Origin of the sequence: Streptomyces canus 299MFChir4.1 (genome assembly GCF_000383615.1) — a bacterium.
GTDB lineage: Bacteria > Actinomycetota > Actinomycetes > Streptomycetales > Streptomycetaceae > Streptomyces > Streptomyces canus_C.
On record NZ_KB911610.1, the window covers coordinates 42,835 to 60,397 of the forward strand.

At 70.9% G+C, this 17,563-nt stretch carries 19 protein-coding genes and 2 pseudogenes; 6 read left to right on the plus strand and 15 right to left on the minus strand.

Annotation, left to right across the window (positions count from 1 at the left end):
* Positions 1 to 78: 78 nt before the first annotated feature.
* The 9 genes and pseudogenes from H293_RS0137555 to H293_RS0137595 all read right to left on the minus strand — a co-directional run bounded on the left by H293_RS0137555 (position 79) and on the right by H293_RS0137595 (position 9,451).
* The gene (locus tag H293_RS0137555) at positions 79 to 1,839 is read right to left on the minus strand and encodes an immunity 49 family protein (protein WP_020122943.1); all 1,761 of its coding nucleotides are present in this window, start codon (positions 1,837 to 1,839) and stop codon (positions 79 to 81) included.
* Positions 1,840 to 1,919: 80 nt separating this feature from the next.
* Positions 1,920 to 2,399: pseudogene (locus H293_RS0137560) on the minus strand (pectinesterase family protein); the annotation flags it as partial.
* 345 nt (positions 2,400 to 2,744) lie between these two features.
* A complete protein-coding gene (locus H293_RS0137565) occupies positions 2,745 to 3,602 on the minus strand; it encodes a hypothetical protein (protein ID WP_020122945.1) in 858 nt (285 codons plus the stop codon).
* A 133-nt stretch (positions 3,603 to 3,735) separates the two neighbouring features.
* Positions 3,736 to 5,184, minus strand: a complete 1,449-nt coding sequence (locus H293_RS0137570) for a HAMP domain-containing sensor histidine kinase (protein ID WP_020122946.1) — start codon at positions 5,182 to 5,184, stop codon at positions 3,736 to 3,738.
* Complete coding sequence (locus H293_RS0137575; RefSeq protein WP_020122947.1) at positions 5,181 to 5,915, minus strand: response regulator transcription factor; 735 nt, start codon at positions 5,913 to 5,915, stop codon at positions 5,181 to 5,183. Before H293_RS0137575 ends, H293_RS0137570 begins: the two co-directional genes overlap by 4 nt.
* 107 nt (positions 5,916 to 6,022) lie before the next feature.
* Positions 6,023 to 6,202 carry a hypothetical protein gene (locus H293_RS0137580; protein WP_020122948.1) on the minus strand — a complete coding sequence of 60 codons (180 nt, stop codon included), beginning with the start codon at positions 6,200 to 6,202 and terminating at the stop codon, positions 6,023 to 6,025.
* Between the two features lie 27 nt (positions 6,203 to 6,229).
* On the minus strand, positions 6,230 to 7,411 hold the full coding sequence (locus tag H293_RS0137585; RefSeq protein WP_020122949.1) for a S1C family serine protease: 1,182 nt from the start codon (positions 7,409 to 7,411) through the stop codon (positions 6,230 to 6,232).
* A gap of 130 nt (positions 7,412 to 7,541) precedes the next feature.
* The gene (locus H293_RS0137590; RefSeq protein WP_078612781.1) at positions 7,542 to 8,564 is read right to left on the minus strand and encodes a LacI family DNA-binding transcriptional regulator; all 1,023 of its coding nucleotides are present in this window, start codon (positions 8,562 to 8,564) and stop codon (positions 7,542 to 7,544) included.
* Between the two features lie 119 nt (positions 8,565 to 8,683).
* Positions 8,684 to 9,451: a response regulator transcription factor gene (locus tag H293_RS0137595; protein WP_020122951.1), complete on the minus strand. Its 768-nt coding sequence runs from the start codon at positions 9,449 to 9,451 to the stop codon at positions 8,684 to 8,686.
* 117 nt (positions 9,452 to 9,568) lie between these two features.
* On the opposite strand from H293_RS0137595, the gene H293_RS0137600 reads away from it, so the two are divergent.
* The 3 genes from H293_RS0137600 to H293_RS0137610 are packed head-to-tail and all read left to right on the plus strand — an operon-like array spanning position 9,569 to position 11,947.
* A complete protein-coding gene (locus H293_RS0137600) occupies positions 9,569 to 10,429 on the plus strand; it encodes an alpha/beta hydrolase (RefSeq protein ID WP_028808533.1) in 861 nt (286 codons plus the stop codon).
* A gap of 37 nt (positions 10,430 to 10,466) precedes the next feature.
* On the plus strand, positions 10,467 to 10,721 hold the full coding sequence (locus H293_RS0137605) for a MoaD/ThiS family protein (RefSeq protein WP_007382997.1): 255 nt from the start codon (positions 10,467 to 10,469) through the stop codon (positions 10,719 to 10,721).
* A gap of 2 nt (positions 10,722 to 10,723) precedes the next feature.
* Entirely contained in the window at positions 10,724 to 11,947 is a 1,224-nt protein-coding gene (locus H293_RS0137610) for a hypothetical protein (protein WP_020122953.1), read from the plus strand.
* Here the strand turns inward: H293_RS0137610 and H293_RS58635 are convergent.
* From H293_RS58635 to H293_RS0137635, 6 genes are all read right to left on the minus strand, one after another.
* Positions 11,874 to 12,125, minus strand: a complete 252-nt coding sequence (locus H293_RS58635; RefSeq protein WP_397895968.1) for a VOC family protein — start codon at positions 12,123 to 12,125, stop codon at positions 11,874 to 11,876. The genes H293_RS0137610 and H293_RS58635 overlap by 74 nt on opposite strands.
* Before the next feature lie 105 nt (positions 12,126 to 12,230).
* Positions 12,231 to 12,491 (minus strand): DUF3099 domain-containing protein, encoded by a 261-nt coding sequence (locus H293_RS0137615; protein WP_020122954.1) that lies wholly within the window; start codon positions 12,489 to 12,491, stop codon positions 12,231 to 12,233.
* A gap of 86 nt (positions 12,492 to 12,577) precedes the next feature.
* Entirely contained in the window at positions 12,578 to 12,865 is a 288-nt protein-coding gene (locus H293_RS0137620; protein ID WP_020122955.1) for a DUF1416 domain-containing protein, read from the minus strand.
* A gap of 63 nt (positions 12,866 to 12,928) precedes the next feature.
* Positions 12,929 to 13,768 carry a sulfurtransferase gene (locus tag H293_RS0137625; RefSeq protein WP_020122956.1) on the minus strand — a complete coding sequence of 280 codons (840 nt, stop codon included), beginning with the start codon at positions 13,766 to 13,768 and terminating at the stop codon, positions 12,929 to 12,931.
* A 404-nt stretch (positions 13,769 to 14,172) separates the two neighbouring features.
* Positions 14,173 to 14,901, minus strand: coding sequence for an LmeA family phospholipid-binding protein (locus H293_RS0137630; protein WP_020122957.1), 729 nt, complete (start codon positions 14,899 to 14,901; stop codon positions 14,173 to 14,175).
* A gap of 264 nt (positions 14,902 to 15,165) precedes the next feature.
* On the minus strand, positions 15,166 to 15,528 hold the full coding sequence (locus tag H293_RS0137635; RefSeq protein WP_020122958.1) for a DsrE family protein: 363 nt from the start codon (positions 15,526 to 15,528) through the stop codon (positions 15,166 to 15,168).
* A gap of 202 nt (positions 15,529 to 15,730) precedes the next feature.
* Between H293_RS0137635 and H293_RS0137640 the strand changes: the two genes are divergently transcribed.
* The 3 genes and pseudogenes from H293_RS0137640 to H293_RS50710 form a co-directional block, all read left to right on the plus strand.
* Positions 15,731 to 16,411: a hypothetical protein gene (locus H293_RS0137640; RefSeq protein ID WP_020122959.1), complete on the plus strand. Its 681-nt coding sequence runs from the start codon at positions 15,731 to 15,733 to the stop codon at positions 16,409 to 16,411.
* Positions 16,408 to 17,250, plus strand: a complete 843-nt coding sequence (locus tag H293_RS0137645) for a hypothetical protein (RefSeq protein WP_020122960.1) — start codon at positions 16,408 to 16,410, stop codon at positions 17,248 to 17,250. Before H293_RS0137640 ends, H293_RS0137645 begins: the two co-directional genes overlap by 4 nt.
* A pseudogene (locus H293_RS50710) lies at positions 17,247 to 17,563 on the plus strand (hypothetical protein); the annotation flags it as partial. The gene H293_RS0137645 and the pseudogene H293_RS50710, both read left to right, overlap by 4 nt.

Below are 17,563 nucleotides of genomic sequence, written 5' to 3' on the forward strand. Positions count from 1 at the left end.
CCCGGAGGACAGGATGGTCCTCAGGAAGCCGCCCGACGACACGATGACCCTCAGGCGCTGACGCGCAGTCTGTACACGTCAGAACGGCTCGGCCGCCGCCACGATCCGCGCCGGCAGATACGGCGATCGCACCCTGATCTCCCAGCCCCGCCGGCGCGCGTGGCAGCCGAGGGCCAGGATGTCGAGGCTGAGGGCGGCGTCGGGGTCGGAGGGGCGGTCGGCGACCGCGTAGTAGTCGCGGTGGGCGGTGAGCGCGTCCAGGAGAGCCAGGTTGAAGCTCTCCTCGTCGCCCTCGACGAACTGGGAGAAGAGCACCGCGGGCGGCGGCAGGAACCCCTGGTCGCGGGTCTTCCCGGCGTCCCTCAGGGCCTGGTCCGTGGCCGGTCCGGGGTCCTCGCCGCGCAGATAGGCGTGCAGGGCCCGCCGGTAGGAGGCCGACACGGAGCGGTCCTGGCCGACCCGCTCCGGCCCCGCCAGGACCAGCGGCGCCAGATGCTCCCGCCGGCCCGTGATCAGCGCGAGGTGCACCGCCCGGTGCCACGCCCCCGGCCCGGCGTCCTCGTCCCGGCAGGCGGGGTACGTCACCGTCCTGCCGTCGATCGTGACCGGCACGTCGGTGCCGGGCTCCGCCAGCGTCGTACGGAACAGCGCGGCCCCCAGCTCCGCGGCCAGCCGCAGGTTCCGCAGCTGGGCGTCGCTCGCGTCGGGCGTGTGCGAGGCCCGGGTGCGGAAGAGGAGTTCCTGATAGGTGACGGCGTAGGCCAGCTCGAAGGTGGTGAGCGACTTGCCCGGCACCGGGGTGACGGCGTCGCGGGTGTACCGCTCGAACTGCTCCTCGCTGTCCGGGTCCAGGGGGCGCGGCTCCAGGGCCCGCCCGAACTCGACCACTCCCGCGGCGAGTTCGGCCACCGCGTCCGGGCGGCGGTCCCGGCCGTAGGGCCCCACCCGCGGCGGGGTGGCCCTGAACCCGGTGACCAGCGCGTCCGGCAGATAGTCGCTGTCGACGGCCGGCGGCCAGCCCTCGTCGCGGTACGCCAGCGCCGTCAGGGCGATCGGCAGGAGGGGGAGGAGACTGCCCGGCCGGGCTCCCGGCCCGGGGGTGCCGGTCAGCGGCCTCAGCAGGCGGACGACCGCCTCGCCGAACCCCTCCCGGTCGCCCGCGGTCAGCGCGCGCAGCGCCTTCAGCCCGATGCCGTACGGCTGGTCGGCGAGCCGCTCACCGGTCTCCTTCTCCAGCGCCCGGACCCGGTCGAGCGCCGCGTCGAGCGCGGTGAGCTTCTGTTCCCGGGAGGGCGGACGGTCGGCGTCGTCGTCGCCGGTGTCGCCGATGACGTACGCCATGAAGCCGTTGATCAGTTCGGTGTCGGGGCGTCCGGAGCGGCCCTGCTGGGGCACCTCGCGCGCGAAGTGGAAGGCCTCGCCGTGCCATTGGGCCTTCTCGACGAGGATCGCCAGGCAGAAGGCGTCCAGCCACTTGGCGGCGGTGACCGGCTCCGGGGTGCCGCCGGGCTCGCGGTCGTACACCAGGCCCCAGTCGGGGTAGGTGAGGAAGACCTCGAAGTGGTCGCGCGGGAAGTACGCCGCGTACGCCACCGCGCCGGCGGCCGCCTCGGCGGCGTCCTCCAGGACCGCCTTGGCCTCGGGGGAGTGGAGGTCGGGAGTCTCCACCGAGAGCGCGCCGAGGTACTCGACGAACTCCTGGGCGATCAGCCACCACTCCCACGCCGTCACCGGGCCGGCCTTGGACATGGAGTGGACCTGCGAACCGATCCTGTTCGCGAAGTCCTTCCGCACCGCCGAAACGGCTGCCTCGCCGACCCGATGCCTCTCGATACGCATCACTTTTCCGCTCCCCCGTCAGTCCTGTTCGATCCGGACAACCAGCGTAGATCGAGGCACTGACAGAGGAGCCGGGCAGATCAGGCCGTGCTCGGCGTCCAGTCGCCCAGCCAGTACGCGATCTCCTGGCCGGTGGCCTGGGCGTCGGTCAGCTGCGGCCGGTCGGAGGAGGCCGCACCCGAGCCCGCGCCGGTGTTCTTGTACTCCGCGAACCGGTCGTCCTTCCAGGAGAAGCCGCTCATGTCGGTCCACGGCGTGGACTTGATCGCGGCGCTCAACGACGTGTCGCGGACGGTGGTCTGCGGGTCGAGGGTCGTGTCGCCGCCGGCGTGCCAGGGGCGGCCCAGGTAGAAGCTCGCGGAGGAGACGTCCCCGTTGACCGTCGAGTCGGCGATGAGGATGCCCTTGCGGTTCGCGGCGGTGCTGGGCGCGGTGACGTAGCCGGCCGAGGTGCCGTTCCAGCGCTTCTTCAGCGTGATGACGGACTTGTCGATCACGGCGGTGGCCCGGCCGAAGATGAAGTCGACGTTGCCGACGACATAGGAGTTCCTCATGTAGACCTCCAGGTCCGCGAGCGTCCTCGCGGTGACGAGCTGACCGTCCCGGCCGCCGTAGGTGCCGTTCTGGCCCAGCGCGTCGACGGAGGCGAAGCCGTCCGCGGTGGCGGTGGCCCAGGCGGGTGAGGCGGGGGCGGCGGTGGTGGCGGCGGAGGTCCTGGGGCTGGGTGCCTGGCAGGAAGCCGGGGGCGAGCCCTCCGGCGGCCGTCAGGACGAGCGGAACACCGAGGGCGAGTGCGGTGGTTCGGCGTCGGCGATGCTGGGCCATGGGGGGAATCCGTTCCGTGCGGGGGCAGGGACACCAGAGCAGTCGCCGCCCCCGCACGGAAGGTTGCCGCCTGAATTCGCCTACTTGGCGCAGGACTTCGGGTCGAGGTTCTCCTGCCACTTGTCCTCACGGCCGTCCGGCTGACCGTTCGGCAGGAGCTTGTCGGAGATGCCGTCGATGTAGTAGCCGTACGAGTAGATCGTCTTCCAGCTCGCGTCCCGGCCACGCCAGGTGTGCGCGGTGACGTCCCCGTCGCCCTTGTTCCACTGGTAGTCCTCGACGTAGAACACCGGGTTCACGCGGACCACCCGCTGGTACGGCGTCCAGGTGGTCGCGACCTGGGTGCAGGGCGGTATGGACTTCTCGCTGCGCCGCTCGAAGGACGAGGTCTTCTCCCAGCCCCACTCGTAGCCGGCGCTGCCGCCCAGGGTGCCCGAGAAGATGCTCTTCGCCAGGGAGAGGCTGATGCTGGCGCCGACGCTCTTCTTGGCGAAGGTCTTGGTGCTGTACCCGCTGACGAAGGTCACCTTGTCCTCGGTCGTGCCGTGGTTGCCGGTCCACTCCGAGGTGCGGACGGGCTCGCCCTTCACGGACCAGGTCGAGGCCTGCGCGTACCCGCACCAGCCGCGGAACAGCTCCCACGGCCCGGCGGGCACCCACAGCCCGACGACGCCCCGCAGGTACTCGTCCCGCGTCTTGAACTCGCCGGTGTCGACGTTGAGCGCGCCGTAGACGCCGGTGAGGCTGGATTCCTGGCCGCACAGCCGGTCCAGCATGACGTCGGTGTTCCCGGGGTCCACGCCCCGGACGTTCTGGGCCCCGCCGGGACCGGCGGCCTGCGCGGCCCCGGCGCCGGCCAGCAGGCCGGTGACGGCGAGGGCCGCGGACGCGGCGGCGAGGAGGCTCTTCTTCAGAGTCGATGTACGAAACGAACGCATGGGGGGTTCTTCACTCCTGAGTGCTCAGGACAGATGCGTGGGGCACCTGTTCGACGACTCAGGAAGCTGGCAGAGAACCCGCGAGTAGGGTCGAGAACGCGTGAGTGTTGACAGGACATCGACAGCTTTGCGGTCACTGCGCGACGGCGGGACCCTCCGGTGGCGGAGTCGGCGCCCCCGGCAGTCGTACGGTCGCGATGGTGCCGCCGCCCTCGGCGCGACCGAGGGTGACCTCGCCGCCGGACTGCTGGACCGTGCGGGCCACGATGGACAGGCCGAGGCCGGAACCGGGCAGGGCGCGGGCGCTGGGGGAGCGCCAGAAGCGGTCGAAGACGTACGGGAGTTCCTCGGCGGGGATGCCGGGGCCGTGGTCCCGGACGGTCAGCACGCCGTCGCTGAGCCGCACCTCGACGGTGCCGGCCCCGGGGCTGAACTTCACCGCGTTGTCGAGGACGTTGACCACCGCGCGCTCCAGAGCGGCCGGTTCCGCGCGGGTGTACCAGGGCTCCAGCGAGGCGTTGATGGTCAGCTCGGGTCCGCGCAGCCGTGCCCGGCGCAGGGCCGCCTCGACGGTGTCCTCCAGCGAGACGACCTGCACCCGTTCGCCGCGCTGGCCCTCCGAGCGGGACAGCTCCTGCAAGTCTCCTATCAGGGCGGCCAGTTCGGTCATCTGTGCCTTCACCGAGGCGAGCAGTGCCTTGCGGTCGGCCTCGGGGAGGGGGCGGCCGGTCTCCTCGCTGCGGGTGAGGAGTTCGATGTTGGTGCGCAGGGAGGTGAGCGGGGTGCGCAGCTCGTGCCCCGCGTCGGCGATGAGCTGCTGCTGGAGGTCGCGGGAGCTGGCGAGGGAGCTCGTCATCGAGTTGAAGGACCGGGACAGCCGGGCGACCTCGTCCTCGGCGTCCTCCTCGACGGGGATGCGGATGCCGAGGTCCTCCGTCCGGGCCACGTGCTCGACGGCCTCGGTGAGCTTGTCGACGGGCCGGAGACCGGCCCGGGCCACGAAGAGACCCGCGGCCCCGGCACCGAGGACTCCGATGCCGGAGACGAGGAGGAGGATGAGGGCGAGGTCGTTGAGGGTGTCCTGGGTGCTCTTGAGGGAGACGGCCACGACGAGGCCCACGTTGGGTCCGGCTTCGCCGGTGGATGTGCGGGTAGGGCCCAGCGGCCGGGTCAGGATGCGGACATCGGTTCCGTCGCCGGTGCTCCCGTTCCGATAGTAGATCTTGCCGGTGTCCCCGTGCTTGATCTCGTCCTTGTCGGCCTGGGTCACCTTCACCGCTGCCACGGAGTCCTGGAGGATGCAGACGGTCCCGTTCTCTTGGACCAGCTGGGAGTAGTTGCGGAAGACCCCGCTGCCATACGGAGTCTCGGTGCAGTTGTTGAGGGCGTCCTGGAGCTGGCCCGGCATTCTCATCGAAGCCTTGGTGAGGTCGTCGTCGACCTGGTCGTACAACTTCCCCTGCACGATGAACCAGCACGTCACCGAAACCGCCGCCACCGCGAACGCCACCGCCGCCGCCACCAGCAGCGCCAGCCGGGACCGGATCGGAAGGGAGCGGTACCGCCGTACGAGCCTCTTCACTCCGCGCCACCCTGCCGCAGCACGTACCCCACGCCCCGCACCGTGTGCACGAGCCGCGGCTCACCGCCCGCCTCCGTCTTGCGGCGCAGGTACATGACGTAGACGTCCAGGGAGTTGGAGGAGGGCTCGAAGTCGAAGCCCCACACCGCCTTCAGGATCTGCTCACGCGTCAGCACCTGGCGCGGGTGGGCCATGAACATCTCCAGCAGGGTGAACTCCGTCCGGGTCAGCTCCACCGGCCGCCCCGCCCGGGTGACCTCACGCGTCGCGAGGTCCATGCGCAGATCGGCGAAGGTGAGCGCCTCGTCGTCGACGGCCGCCGCCCCGGCCGCCGCCGCGTAGGAGCTGCGCCGCAGCAGCGCACGGACCCGGGCGAACAGCTCGTCCAGCTCGAACGGCTTGACCAGGTAGTCGTCGGCGCCCGCGTCGAGCCCGGTGACGCGGTCGCCGACCGTGTCGCGGGCCGTCAGCATCAGGATGGGGGTGGTGTCGCCCGCGCCGCGGATGCGCCGGGCGGCCGTGAGCCCGTCCATGCGGGGCATCTGGATGTCGAGGACGACCAGGTCGGGCCGGTACGCGGTCGCCTTGTCGAGGGCGTCGGCTCCGTCCACGGCGACCTCAGTGTCGTAGCCCTCGAAGGCGAGGCTGCGCTGGAGTGCTTCGCGCACCGCCGGCTCGTCGTCGACGATCAGGATGCGCTGGGGGTCACGGTCGCCTTCGGCGGGGCTCATGGCTGGGGTTTCCTCGGGTGCGGTCGGAGAACGGGGACTGAAGGGAGTGAGCGCTTTCAGCCTCGCACGGTTCCCCGCCGGCGCTGAAGGACGTGCTGTGCGGGGGGTCAGCCGCGTACGGTACGGCGGCGGCTGCGGGCGGCGGTCGCCCCGCGGCGGGCCACCGCCGGGGACGCCACCTCGGGCGCCCGGGGTGCCGGGGCGTGCAGTGCGTACGCCACGTCGAGGGCCAGGGCGATTCCGGCCGGGTCGGTGCCGGCCACCGTGTGCGAAACCTGCTTGATCACGACGTACTCCTCGCGAGGGTCAGGGGGTCAGCTGTCGGTGCCGCCGGCCCGCAGCGTGGTCAGGTCGGACTTGACGGTGTTGATCGGGATGGAGAAACCGAGACCCGCGCTTCCGGCCGTGGACGAGTCCGAACTGGCCGAGTACATCGCCGAGTTGATGCCGATGATGTTGCCGTTCATGTCGATCAGCGCGCCGCCGGAATTGCCCGGGTTCAAGGACGCGTCGGTCTGGATCGCCTTGTACGTCGTCGTCGAGGAGCCGGTGTCGCCGTTGAACTGCTGCCCGCCGAACTCGAACGGCCACTGGCCGCTGCCGCCGCCCTGCCCCTGGCTCTGGCCCTCGTCCGTGGAGACGGTGACGTCCCGGTTGAGGGCGGAGACGATGCCGCTGGTCACGGTGCCGGTCAGGCCCTCGGGGGAGCCGATCGCCACGACCTGGTCGCCGACCTGGACGCCGGCGGAGTTGCCGAGGATGGCCGGGCTCAGGCCGGAGGCGTTCTCCAGCTTGATGAGGGCGAGGTCCTTCTTGCTGTCGGTGCCGACGACCTTCGCGGTGTAGGACTTGCCGTCGCTGGTGCTCACCTTGATGGTGGAGGCGCCGGAGACGACGTGGTTGTTGGTGATGATCTCGCCGCCGCTGGTGATGATCACACCGGAGCCGGTGGACTCCCCCGCGTTCGAGGTGGCGTTGATCTCGACGATGCTCCGGCTGACCGCCTTGGCGACCCCGGCGACCGTGCCCTTGGCGGAGGACGGCACCACGTTGGTGCTGGTGCTGCTGGAGGCGACGGTGTCGTTGCCGGTCAGCTCCTGGATGCCGTAGGCGGTGCCGCCTCCTATCGCCGCGGCGACGATCGCGACGGCGGCGAGGAGGGCGAGGGGGCCGCGGGTGCGCCTCTTCGGAGCGGGGGCGGGTGCGCCGGGCTCCGCGGGGGCCGCGGTGAGGAGAGCGGTTCCGCCGCCATCGCCGTCGCCGCCGTGGGAGCCGGCGCCCCCGGAGGCGAAGGCGGCGGGCTGCGCCTGGGGCTGCTGGTGTCCCGGCCACACGGTGGTCGGCTCGACGACCGGCTGCGGGGGCGTCGTGGGCGGCTGGGCCGGCGGGGGCGGCCACTCGGGGTTCACGGGCGACGAAGCGTGCTGCTGCTGGGCGCCCTGGTGGGGGTTCTCGTACTGCTCGTACTCGCCGTCGCGGCGGAAGCTCTCGGTCATGACAAAAAGCTTGTCCCGCGACCATGAGAGCTTCCTGAGTGCCGGCTGAGAAGCCCGGCAGAACCTCGTATGCCCGATATAAAGCCGCCGCCGGCCTCCGGCCAGGTGTTCTCAGACGGTCTTCAGAAACTCACTCGCAGCCGCAGGAGCGCCGCACGACCAGCTTCGACGGGAACACCTTCAGCCGCTCCCGTCGGGACCCCGCGACCCGGAGCCCGTCGTCGAGCACCAGATCCACCGCGGCCCGGGCCATCGCCGACCGGTCCGACGCCATGGTCGTCATCGGCGGATCGGCGAGCGCGGCTTCCTTGATGTCGTCGAACCCGATGACCGCCAGTTCCCCCGGCACGTCGATGCGCAGCTCGCGCGCGGCCCGCAGCAGGCCGATCGCCTGGTCGTCGGTGGAGCAGAAGACCGCGGGCGGCCGATCGGGCCCGGAAAGCACCCCGAGCGCCACCTGGTACGCGTCGTAGCGGTTGTACGGCGCCTCGAAGAGCCGTCCCTCGGTCGGCAGTCCGGCCTCCTCCATGGCCTGGCGCCAGCCCTCGACGTGGTCGGAGACCGGGTCGCCGACGGAGGGGGTGTCGGCCGTACCGCCCATACAGGCCACGTAGGGGTAGCCATGGCCCAGCAGGTGCTCGACGGCGGTCTTGGCACCGGTGAGGTCGTCGAGGACGACGGCCACGTCGTCGATCGCCTCGGGCCGCTCGTGCAGCAGCACGACCCGGGCGTCCCACGCGTCGATCTCGGCGGCGGCGTTGTCGTTCAGCGCGTGCGAGACCAGGATCAGCCCGGAGACCCGCATCCCGAGGAACGCCCGCAGGTAGTGGACCTCGCGTTCGCCGATGTAGTCGGAGTTCCCGACGAGCACCATCTTGCCGCGCTCGGACGCGGCCTGTTCGACCGCGTGCGCCATCTCCGCGAAGAACGGCTGGCGCGCGTCCGGCACGATCAGGCCTATGAGATCGGTGCGCCGGGACGCCATCGCCTGGGCGACCCGGTCGGGCCGGTACCCCAGCTCCTTGATCGCGGCGAGGACACGCTCGCGCGTGGCCGGGGCGACCGGCCGGGGTCCGTTGTTGATGACATAGCTGACTACGGCGGTGGACGTTCCCGCCAACCGCGCCACGTCATCCCTGGTTACCTTGGCCACGCGCGGAGTCTACGCGGATAAACCCGCTCTGGGCAGGGCATGAAGGAGGTCCCTGCACTCCCGCCGAGCGGCATACGGGAGTACGTCGGTGCCGAAGCCATGCCCATGCTCGGGGCCCGCTACGCCTCTACGTCCTCAAGGGCGACGCTCTCGTCCACATCCTCCGTCTTTGCCCGGTCCGTCTTGGCCTTCGCCTCGTCGCTGACCCGGTCGCCCTTCTCGGGCGTAACGAATCGATAACCGACGTTCCGGACGGTCCCGATCAGCGACTCGTGCTCGGGGCCGAGCTTCGCGCGCAGCCGTCGTACGTGCACGTCGACCGTTCGGGTGCCACCGAAGTAGTCGTAGCCCCAGACCTCCTGGAGCAGCTGCGCGCGCGTGAAGACGCGGCCCGGGTGCTGGGCGAGGTACTTCAGGAGCTCGAACTCCTTGAAGGTGAGGTCCAGGACCCGGCCCTTGAGCTTCGCGGAGTAGGTCGCCTCGTCGACCGACAGGTCGCCGTTGCGGATCTCCATGGGGGAGTCGTCGCTGACGATCTGCTGCCGGCCCATGGCGAGACGCAGCCGCGCCTCGACCTCGGCCGGACCGGCGGTGTCGAGGAGCACGTCGTCGATGCCCCAGTCGGCGGTGACGGCGGCGAGGCCGCCCTCGGTCACGACGAGGATGAGCGGACAGCCGGGCCCGGTCGAGCGCAGCAGCTGGCACAGGCTGCGGACCTGGGGCAGGTCACGGCGTCCGTCGATGAGGATGACGTCGGCACCGGGGGTGTCGACGAGTGCGGGGCCTTCCGCCGGAGCCACGCGCACGTTGTGCAGGAGCAGGCCGAGGGCCGGAAGCACCTCCGTCGACGGCTGGAGGGCATTGGTCAGGAGCAGCAGAGAACTCATATGTCTGGTTCCTCCTCGGTCCCGCGAGGTCATGGCTTCGTATACAGGGGTATCCGAAAGCACAAAAGGACCCGGGGGCTGCATTGCCCGAGTCCTGTTCCGACGAGAATAGCCCACATGAGCATTGATCCGGCAGGTCGTGTGGCTCGTTCCATCGTGAGTCCGCACTCTGAGACGCGCAGACCTGCACCTATACGGACGTTTCTGCACACCGACGACGGCGTGACGATCGATTCCGTATACGATCCGCCCTCCTTCGTATACGACGCCTCCCGGCCACCCGCGCGTGACCTGGTGTTCGTGATCGCGCACGGTTTCACCGGCGACGTGGATCGCCCTCATGTTCGCCGGGTGGTGGAGGCGTTCACGCGGTACGGCGGCGTGGTCACGTTCTCCTTCCGCGGCCACGGAGCCTCCGGCGGGCGCTCGACGGTCGGCGACCGCGAGGTGCTGGATCTGGCCGCCGCGGTGGCGTGGGCCCGCGAACTCGGCCACGCGCGCGTGGCGACCGTCGGCTTCTCCATGGGCGGTTCGGTGGTGCTGCGGCACGCGGCGCTGTACCGCCTGGAGACCAGCGCCGGCACGGACGCGCACACGGACGCGGTGGTCTCGGTCAGCGCACCGGCCCGCTGGTACTACCGCGGCACAGCCCCCATGCGCAGGCTCCACTGGCTGGTGACCCGCCCCTCGGGCCGCCTGGTCAGCCGCTACGGATTCCGTACGCGCATCCACCACCGCGACTGGGACCCCGTCCCGCTCTCCCCGGTCGAGGCGGTCCCGAGCATCGCCCCCACCCCCCTGCTCATCGTCCACGGCGACCGCGACGGGTACTTCCCCCTCGACCACCCGCGGATGCTCGCCGAGGCCGCCGGCGACCACGGGGAGCTGTGGATCGAGCCCATGGGTCACGCCGAGCACGCGGTCGGCGACGAGCTGCTGGGCCGGATCGGGGACTGGGCTGTCACAGCGGGCGGCTAGCCTGGCCCCGTACACCACCGAACGATTGAGGAAGCGGATGCCAAAGGTCACGGTGCGCTACTGGGCCGCCGCGAAGGCCGCGGCCGGGATCGCCGAGGAGCCGTTCGACGCGGCCACCCTCGCCGAGGCGCTGGACGCGGCGCGCGAGCGACACCCGGGTGAACTCGTGCGCGTCCTGCGGCGATGCTCGTTCCTCGTCGACGGTGACCCCGTGGGCACCCGCGGACATGAGACGGTACGGCTGGCCGACGGCGGCACGGTCGAGGTGCTTCCGCCGTTCGCAGGAGGGTGACGATGACGAACCAGCCGTACGAGGGCTACGACCCGTACTCGCAGCAGGGCTGGCCGGCCCAGCAGGAGCAGGAGTACGACGACCCGCAGGCCGCCCAGCAGCAGTACACCCAGCAGTGGCAGGGCCAGACCTGGGACACCCAGGTCCAGGCACCGGCCGCGGGGGCCGCGGAGACGGCGTATCCGCCCCAGCAGACGTACGACGCGGAGGCCCAGGGATACGGCGCGGGGCAGCAGGGGGCCGCCGCACCCGGACAGGGCCCCGGCGCGTACGGCGCCCCGGCACCGTCGCCCGGCCCTTACGGCTCCGCCCCCTACGGCTCCGCCCCCTACGGCTCCGCCCCCTACGGTTCCCCGGCAGGTGCTCCCGGTCCGGGCGCCTACGGACCCGCGCCGACGGCTCCCGCACCCGCCGCCCCCGGGGCCGACTCCTCCGGCTACGGCCCCGCCACCGTCGCCGGCAACGCCCGCGTCACCGATGCCCAGCGTGCCCGGCTCGAAGGCCGGTCCCCGATCATCGAACCCGGCATCCAGCCCGCCGCGCTCACCGCGCTGCTCGGCCTGCTGCTCTCCGGTGCGGCGGCCGTCGGGTCGTACGCCCTCCTGGTACCGCTCGTCGTCCTCCAGGCCGTCACCGCGGCCGGCTGGTTCCGGCTGAACGGCATGTGGCCCGCCCGGCAGGGCATCGCGCTGGCGTTCCTCGGCGCGCTGGTCGCGGACGCGGCCCTGCTGACGGCCGGCCGGGAGAACGCGCCCGCGGCGATCCTCGGCACCCTCGGTGTCTGGGTCCTGCTCAGCCTGGTCATGCAGCTCCGCTCGCACGCCGACCCCGACGAGCGGATGTACGGCCTGATGGCGACCGTCGCTTCGGCGGCCCTGGCGATCGTCGCCACCGGCCACCTCGCGGCGGACCCGGACGCGGTGACGGTCGGCGCGGCCGCGGTGGCCGTGGCGGTCCTGGCCCGCGCGCTGCCCCTGCCCACCCCGGCCTCCGTGGTCGTCTCGCTGCTCGCCGCGGCGGGTGCGGGCATCGCCGTCGGCGGCATGACGGGCCTCGGCGCGAAGGGCGCCCTGCTCGGTGCGGGCGCGGCGGTGTGCGCGCTGATCGGCCACCGGGTCGCGAGCTACGACTACCCCTCCCGCTTCGTGCACTTCACGGCCGGCGTGGCCCTGCCGCTGGCCGCGGCGGCCCCGGCGGTGTACGTGCTGGGCCGGGCGATCGGCTAGGTCGGCGGGGGCGTCGGCGGGGGCGTCTCGGTCCAGGGCGGAACGGGTGCCCGGACGGGGCGTAGAGCACCCGTACGTCGTCCTGGGGATGGTGCTCGGCGAGCCGGGCCCGTTCCGTCACCGCCCGCGCGGTCTCGGCCTCCAGATCGTCCACCTCGACGTCGAGGTGCGGCATCATCTGCTGGTCGCCGGGCTTGCGCGTGGGCCAGACCGGCGGGACGTCCAGTTCGGCTCCTTGAGGACCACGGTGGACAGCCGCGCGGAGAAGGACCTGCCCGCCTTCCTACTGCCGCCGCCGCTTCCCGTCCAGCTCGTCCCACCACTCGTCGGACTTGGGGTCGCCGGAGGGGTCGTCCCACCAGCGGTCGTCGGGTCCGCGCCGGTTGGCGACCATCGCGGCCACCGGCGGGATCACCATGGCGACCACGCACATCCCCACGGCCACCGGGATCGACCAGAGCCGCACGACTCCCCAGGCCAGGACGAACAGCCCGATACAGGTGCCCATCATGGCGAAGTAGACATGACGTCGGCGTGCCAGCATACGTCCAATGTAGGCCCGGCAAGGCCGAAGGGCCGTACCCCGTGATCCGGGGTACGGCCCTTCGGCCGATCAGCTGGTCGGCTGCCTCAGACGGCGATCGCGACCTCGGCCAGGCCGCCCTGCTGGGCGACGACCGTGCGGTCGGCGGTGGCGCCCGGAACCAGGGCGCGGACGGTCCAGGTGCCCTCGGCCGCGTAGAAGCGGAACTGGCCCGTCGCGGAGGTCGGGACCTCCGCCGTGAACTCGCCGGTCGAGTCCAGGAGGCGGACGTAACCCACCACAGGCTCGCCGTCACGCGTCACCTGACCCTGGATCGTGGTCTCACCGGGCTTGATCGTCGAGGCGTCGGGGCCGCCGGCCTTCGCTCCACACATGTCTTTCTCCAGATTCAGAAGGGTCTGACCGGAAGGAAGGCCGGTCGGGTTGGACGGGGTGTCTTACTTGTTGGCGCCGAGCTCGATCGGAACGCCGACCAGGGAGCCGTACTCGGTCCAGGAGCCGTCGTAGTTCTTGACGTTCTCGACACCGAGCAGCTCGTGCAGCACGAACCAGGTCAGGGCCGAGCGCTCACCGATGCGGCAGTACGCGATGGTGTCCTTGGCGAGGTCGACCTGCTCCTCGGTGTAGAGCTCCTTGAGCTCCTCGTCCGACTTGAAGGTGCCGTCGTCGTTGGCGTTCTTCGACCACGGGATGTTGCGCGCGGACGGGACGTGGCCCGGACGCTGCGACTGCTCCTGCGGCAGGTGGGCCGGGGCGAGCAGCTTGCCGGAGAACTCGTCGGGGGACCGGACGTCCACCAGGTTCTGCGAGCCGATCGCGGCGACGACGTCGTCACGGAAGGCGCGGATGGACTTGTTCTGGGGCTTGGCCTTGTAGTCGGTCGTCGGGCGCTCGGGCACCTCTTCGACCAGCTCGCGGGCGTCCAGCTCCCACTTCTTGCGGCCGCCGTCGAGAAGCTTGACGTTCTCGTGGCCGTACAGCTTGAAGTACCAGTAGGCGTAGGACGCGAACCAGTTGTTGTTGCCGCCGTAGAGGATCACCAGTGTGTCGTTGGCGATGCCCTTGGTCGACAGGAGCTTCTCGAAGCCCTCCTGGTCGACGAAGTCGCGGCGGACCGGGTCCTGCAGGTCCTTGGTCCAGTCGATGCGGATCGCGTTGCGGATGTGGTTCTTCTCGTAGGCGGACGTGTCCTCGTCCACCTCCACGATCGCGATGTTGGGGTCGTCGAGGTTGGCCTCGACCCAGTCGGCATCGACCAGGACGTCGCTGCGGCTCATGCTCTTTCTCCTCCGGGGCAGTTGCGGCGGGGCGTGCGGAAGGGTGCGCGGGGCGCACGGATGCCTGAGAGTCCAGGGCAGGGGGATGCGGAGGTCGGTGCCGTCCGCTCAGAAGGGGCGACAGAGCATGGCGGCGACGCGGCACAGGTCTACTGCCCGCCGCTTCGTGAGATCCGCCTGTCGCTTCATAGTGGTCGATCGTAGGGACGGACATACCGGCATGTCACCGGTGTATCGCATGCTGAGATACGATCGTCCGGGATGTGGGACCAGAAGTGCGCCCGGGCCGTGGTCCCACGGTTCCCGGGCGCGTGTAGTCGTCATCACATCTACGGTACGGACGTCACCGTCTCGCCTGTCGGACGCGCGGCGTCCGGCCTGTCGTTCGTCCTGCCCGGCTCGTCCTACCCCGCGAGCTTGACGTCCGAACCCTTCACCGCGATCTCCACACCGTTCGCACCCGCTTCGACCCGGTCGAGCTTGATACCGCCCGGCAGGCCCTCGATCTTCTGGTCGAAGTCGGCGACCGAACGGAAGTCGGAGTCGGCGAGGGTGATGTTCCCGAAGCTGGGGATCGAGTCGGCGTGCACCCGCACGGTGTCGCCGTCGACGACGCTCACGGTGCTGAGCACGGAGACCGGCTTCTCCAGGGCGCTGAACTTGATGTCGACCTTGATCTTGCCGTTCCCGCCGTCGGAGAGGCCGACGACCTTGGCGGTGACACCCAGCGGAAGCTGGGCCTCCGCGGACCCCGCCGCCTTCAGCAGCTGGTCGTAGGCGATGGTCGCGGTCCCGGCGGCCGTGGTGGCGGTGGCGGAACTGTAGTCGCCGGAGAACGCGACGCCCTTCATGGCGGCGTTCAGGTCGTCGATACGGATCGTGCCCCCGCTGGTCCCGGTGTCCGCGGCGTAGTCCTTCATCCCGACCTCGACGTCGTCGAGCTCACCGCCGGCCACCTGGGTCAGGAACGGGAACCCCTTGATGTCCACGCTCGGCGTCGTGGTCAGCCCCTCCTGCGTCTTCAGCCGGTCCGCGACCTCGCCCTCCGCGAAGTGGACCGCCAGACGGTCGGCGGCGACGAACAGCCCGCCGAGAATCACGGCGATGATCAGAAGTATTCGCAGGGCGCGCATACGGTCGGTTCCCCCAGAGCGGCGGTGGTGTCGACGGACGGGTGGCCGTCGAGCGTGAGAGTAGTCCCGTCGGGCAAGGAGACCGCGAGATTGTCGATCACCTGTGACAGGACGAGGGCGCTGTCGGTGAGTTCTTCTCGTGCCCTGCCCAACGGGCGGTATTCCACAGCCAGTAGGGACGGGCGCTCGACGTGACGGCCTGACGGGCGGATCCGGCCGGGGAGACGCCGCCGGGGTGACGCGGCCGCCTCGCACTCCCCGCACTCAGTAGACGAGCGCCTGCGTACCGTCGGCCAGTGCCTCCTGCACGAAGACCTGCGCCCCCGCGATCCGTACGCCGTCGATGACGTCCTTCTCGGTGATGTCCCGACGGGCCGCGCACTGGGTGCACAGGGTGAGCCGGCCGCCCGCGAGGATCGAGTCGAGCAGGTCGGGCAGCGGCGCCGCGTGCGGCAGCTCGAACTCGGCCGCCCGCCCCGGCAGCGCGAACCACGCCGACTCCCCGGTCAGCCACAGCGAGACGTCCACCCCGCTGGCCACGGCCACCGCCGCCACGGTGAACGCCTGTGAACAGCGCTCGGGGGCGTCGGCCCCGGCGGTCACCTTGATCACGAGCTTCTTCGCCATGGCCGAATCGTAACCAGCGCGGCTACAACTCCGGCCGTCGATCACGAGTCACCTGTGCGCGTGTATATGGCATGCGCGCTTCAGGTTGGGTGTGAGGGATGTCTTGCAAGTGCCCGAAGTAGCAGAAGAAACAGGGACACCGGCCCTGGCGGCGGACCCGCCGGTGGAAGGCCGGTCGCCGCGCCGCCGTGGACGGACCACGATGCTGATCGCCGGCGCAGCCGTGCTCGGTGTCGTCGCCGGCAGCTGTACCGGTTACCTGATCCAGGCCGACCGCGAGCCGACAAAGTTGTCCTCGCTCTCCCAGCCGACGCTCGTCCAGGCCAAGGGCCCGGCACCCGAACCGCTGTCCCCCGCCCAGGACCGCCGGGTGAAGACCGACGGCGACCTGCGCAAGCTCCTGCTGAAGAAGCCGAGCGGGGCCAAGGGCGCCGAGTGGGCCGGCATCGACGGCTGGATGACGCTGGCCGACATGGCGGAGACGTACGAGAAGCCGGCCGGGGCGTTCAGCGAACTCGTCGCCGGCGAGTTCCGCCGTGCGGCCGACACGGGCTGGAAGGTCGGCAGTACCTACGGTGTCGAGATCCGCCTGATCCAGTACCGGCAGGAGGAGGAGTTGCAGGCCTCCTACATGGCCGACGACGAGAAGGACTACGAGGACGCCGAGGGCGGCACCAAGAGCTGGGCGGTCCCGGGCAGCGACAACGGCATGGCCTACGTCCACACCAAGCCGGACACCAAGCCCGGTTATCTGCCGCAGTACAACGCCACGGCCATCGCCCGGCGGGGGGACATCGTCATGAAGGTCTTCGTCTGGGACGCCAAGCCGATCCCGAAGACGAAGATCATGGACCTGGCGGAGCGGCAGGTGAAGAAGCTGTGAACGAGAGCGAGAACCAGCAGGTGGGCGAGGTCGGCCCCGCGGAGCTCACGGTCGCCGGCGACCCCGTGGCTGCCGCGCCTGCCGAGAAGCCGGCGCGCCGTGGCCGTATCGCCGCGGTGATCGGGTCCGCGGTGCTGGCCGTGGCGGTCGTCGCGGGGGTCGGCTACACCGTGATCACCGTCGACGGCGCCGACCGTGACGCGGGCGCGCCCGTGTGGACGTTCCCGAAGGGCGGGGCGGACCAGGAGAAGGCGGCCGCGGCGAAGGGGCTGGCGTCGATGCTGGTGCCGTACGGCGCCGACGGGTGGAGCCGGGGGCCGGACATCGGGGAGTACGGGTACGACGCCCAGCTCAGCGGTGCCGAGGCCACGGCCCTGCGCAAGCAGTCGCTGACCGGGCTGCCCCGTAGTCAGCGCAAGGCGTTGGAGAAGCAGATCGACAAGCAACGGCTCACGGGTATCGCGATGCGCAGCTACCTGAGCACCGACCAGCTCTCCTCCGTCTACACGGATAAGGCCTCCACGGTGACCGTCGAGCTCGCGCAGCTGGACAACAAGGCGGCGGCGCGGGGGATCACCGAGTACCAGAACGAGTTCCTCGACGCACTGGGCGACGTCCTGCGTGAGGGGCCCCGGATCGAGGGCCACAAGGACGCCCGCTGCTTCCTGTTGCCCACGAACAAGGACGAGAAGCTGGACTCGATGTTCTGCGGGGCCCAGCAGGGCAATGTCCTGGTCGCTCTCACCGCGGACAGCCCCAAGCCCATGCAGCAGACAGGGATCGCGATGCTCCTGCGCGAACAGCTCGACCGCATCGCGGAACCGGGGGAGTCGGTATGACCGAGCAGACGGAAGAGAAGCCCGAGGCGACCGTTCCGCGCGCCGAGACCGAGCAGGCGTCGGTCGCCGAGTCCGACAGCGCGGCGCCGAAGACGTCCGTTCCCGGTAAGACGGACCAGACCGAGCCGGCAAAGCCGGGCGACGGGGCCGACCAGACCCCCCAGCCGCCCACGCCCGAGCCACAGCCTGCGGCGGCGCTCAGGTCCGCGCCTGCGCCGGTCCCGGTAGCCGCACCGGTGCCGGCGCCCGTGCCTGCCTCGGGGTCGGTGCTTGTGCCCGTGCCGGAAGCCGTGCCCGCCTCCGAGCCGCAGCC

Bases quoted from the DNA above. Each gene is read 5' to 3' on its own strand.
- H293_RS0137555 (WP_020122943.1), bottom strand. From the start codon at position 1,839: ATGCGTATCGAGAGGCATCGGGTCGGCGAGGCAGCCGTTTCGGCGGTG.
- H293_RS0137565 (WP_020122945.1), bottom strand. From the start codon at position 3,602: ATGCGTTCGTTTCGTACATCGACTCTGAAGAAGAGCCTCCTCGCCGCC.
- H293_RS0137575 (WP_020122947.1), bottom strand. From the start codon at position 5,915: ATGAGCCCCGCCGAAGGCGACCGTGACCCCCAGCGCATCCTGATCGTC.
- H293_RS0137585 (WP_020122949.1), bottom strand. From the start codon at position 7,411: ATGACCGAGAGCTTCCGCCGCGACGGCGAGTACGAGCAGTACGAGAAC.
- H293_RS0137595 (WP_020122951.1), bottom strand. From the start codon at position 9,451: ATGAGTTCTCTGCTGCTCCTGACCAATGCCCTCCAGCCGTCGACGGAG.
- H293_RS0137600 (WP_028808533.1), top strand. From the start codon at position 9,569: ATGAGCATTGATCCGGCAGGTCGTGTGGCTCGTTCCATCGTGAGTCCG.
- H293_RS0137605 (WP_007382997.1), top strand. From the start codon at position 10,467: ATGCCAAAGGTCACGGTGCGCTACTGGGCCGCCGCGAAGGCCGCGGCC.
- H293_RS0137610 (WP_020122953.1), top strand. From the start codon at position 10,724: ATGACGAACCAGCCGTACGAGGGCTACGACCCGTACTCGCAGCAGGGC.
- H293_RS58635 (WP_397895968.1), bottom strand. From the start codon at position 12,125: ATGATGCCGCACCTCGACGTCGAGGTGGACGATCTGGAGGCCGAGACC.
- H293_RS0137615 (WP_020122954.1), bottom strand. From the start codon at position 12,491: ATGCTGGCACGCCGACGTCATGTCTACTTCGCCATGATGGGCACCTGT.
- H293_RS0137620 (WP_020122955.1), bottom strand. From the start codon at position 12,865: ATGTGTGGAGCGAAGGCCGGCGGCCCCGACGCCTCGACGATCAAGCCC.
- H293_RS0137625 (WP_020122956.1), bottom strand. From the start codon at position 13,768: ATGAGCCGCAGCGACGTCCTGGTCGATGCCGACTGGGTCGAGGCCAAC.
- H293_RS0137630 (WP_020122957.1), bottom strand. From the start codon at position 14,901: ATGCGCGCCCTGCGAATACTTCTGATCATCGCCGTGATTCTCGGCGGG.
- H293_RS0137635 (WP_020122958.1), bottom strand. From the start codon at position 15,528: ATGGCGAAGAAGCTCGTGATCAAGGTGACCGCCGGGGCCGACGCCCCC.
- H293_RS0137640 (WP_020122959.1), top strand. From the start codon at position 15,731: ATGCTGATCGCCGGCGCAGCCGTGCTCGGTGTCGTCGCCGGCAGCTGT.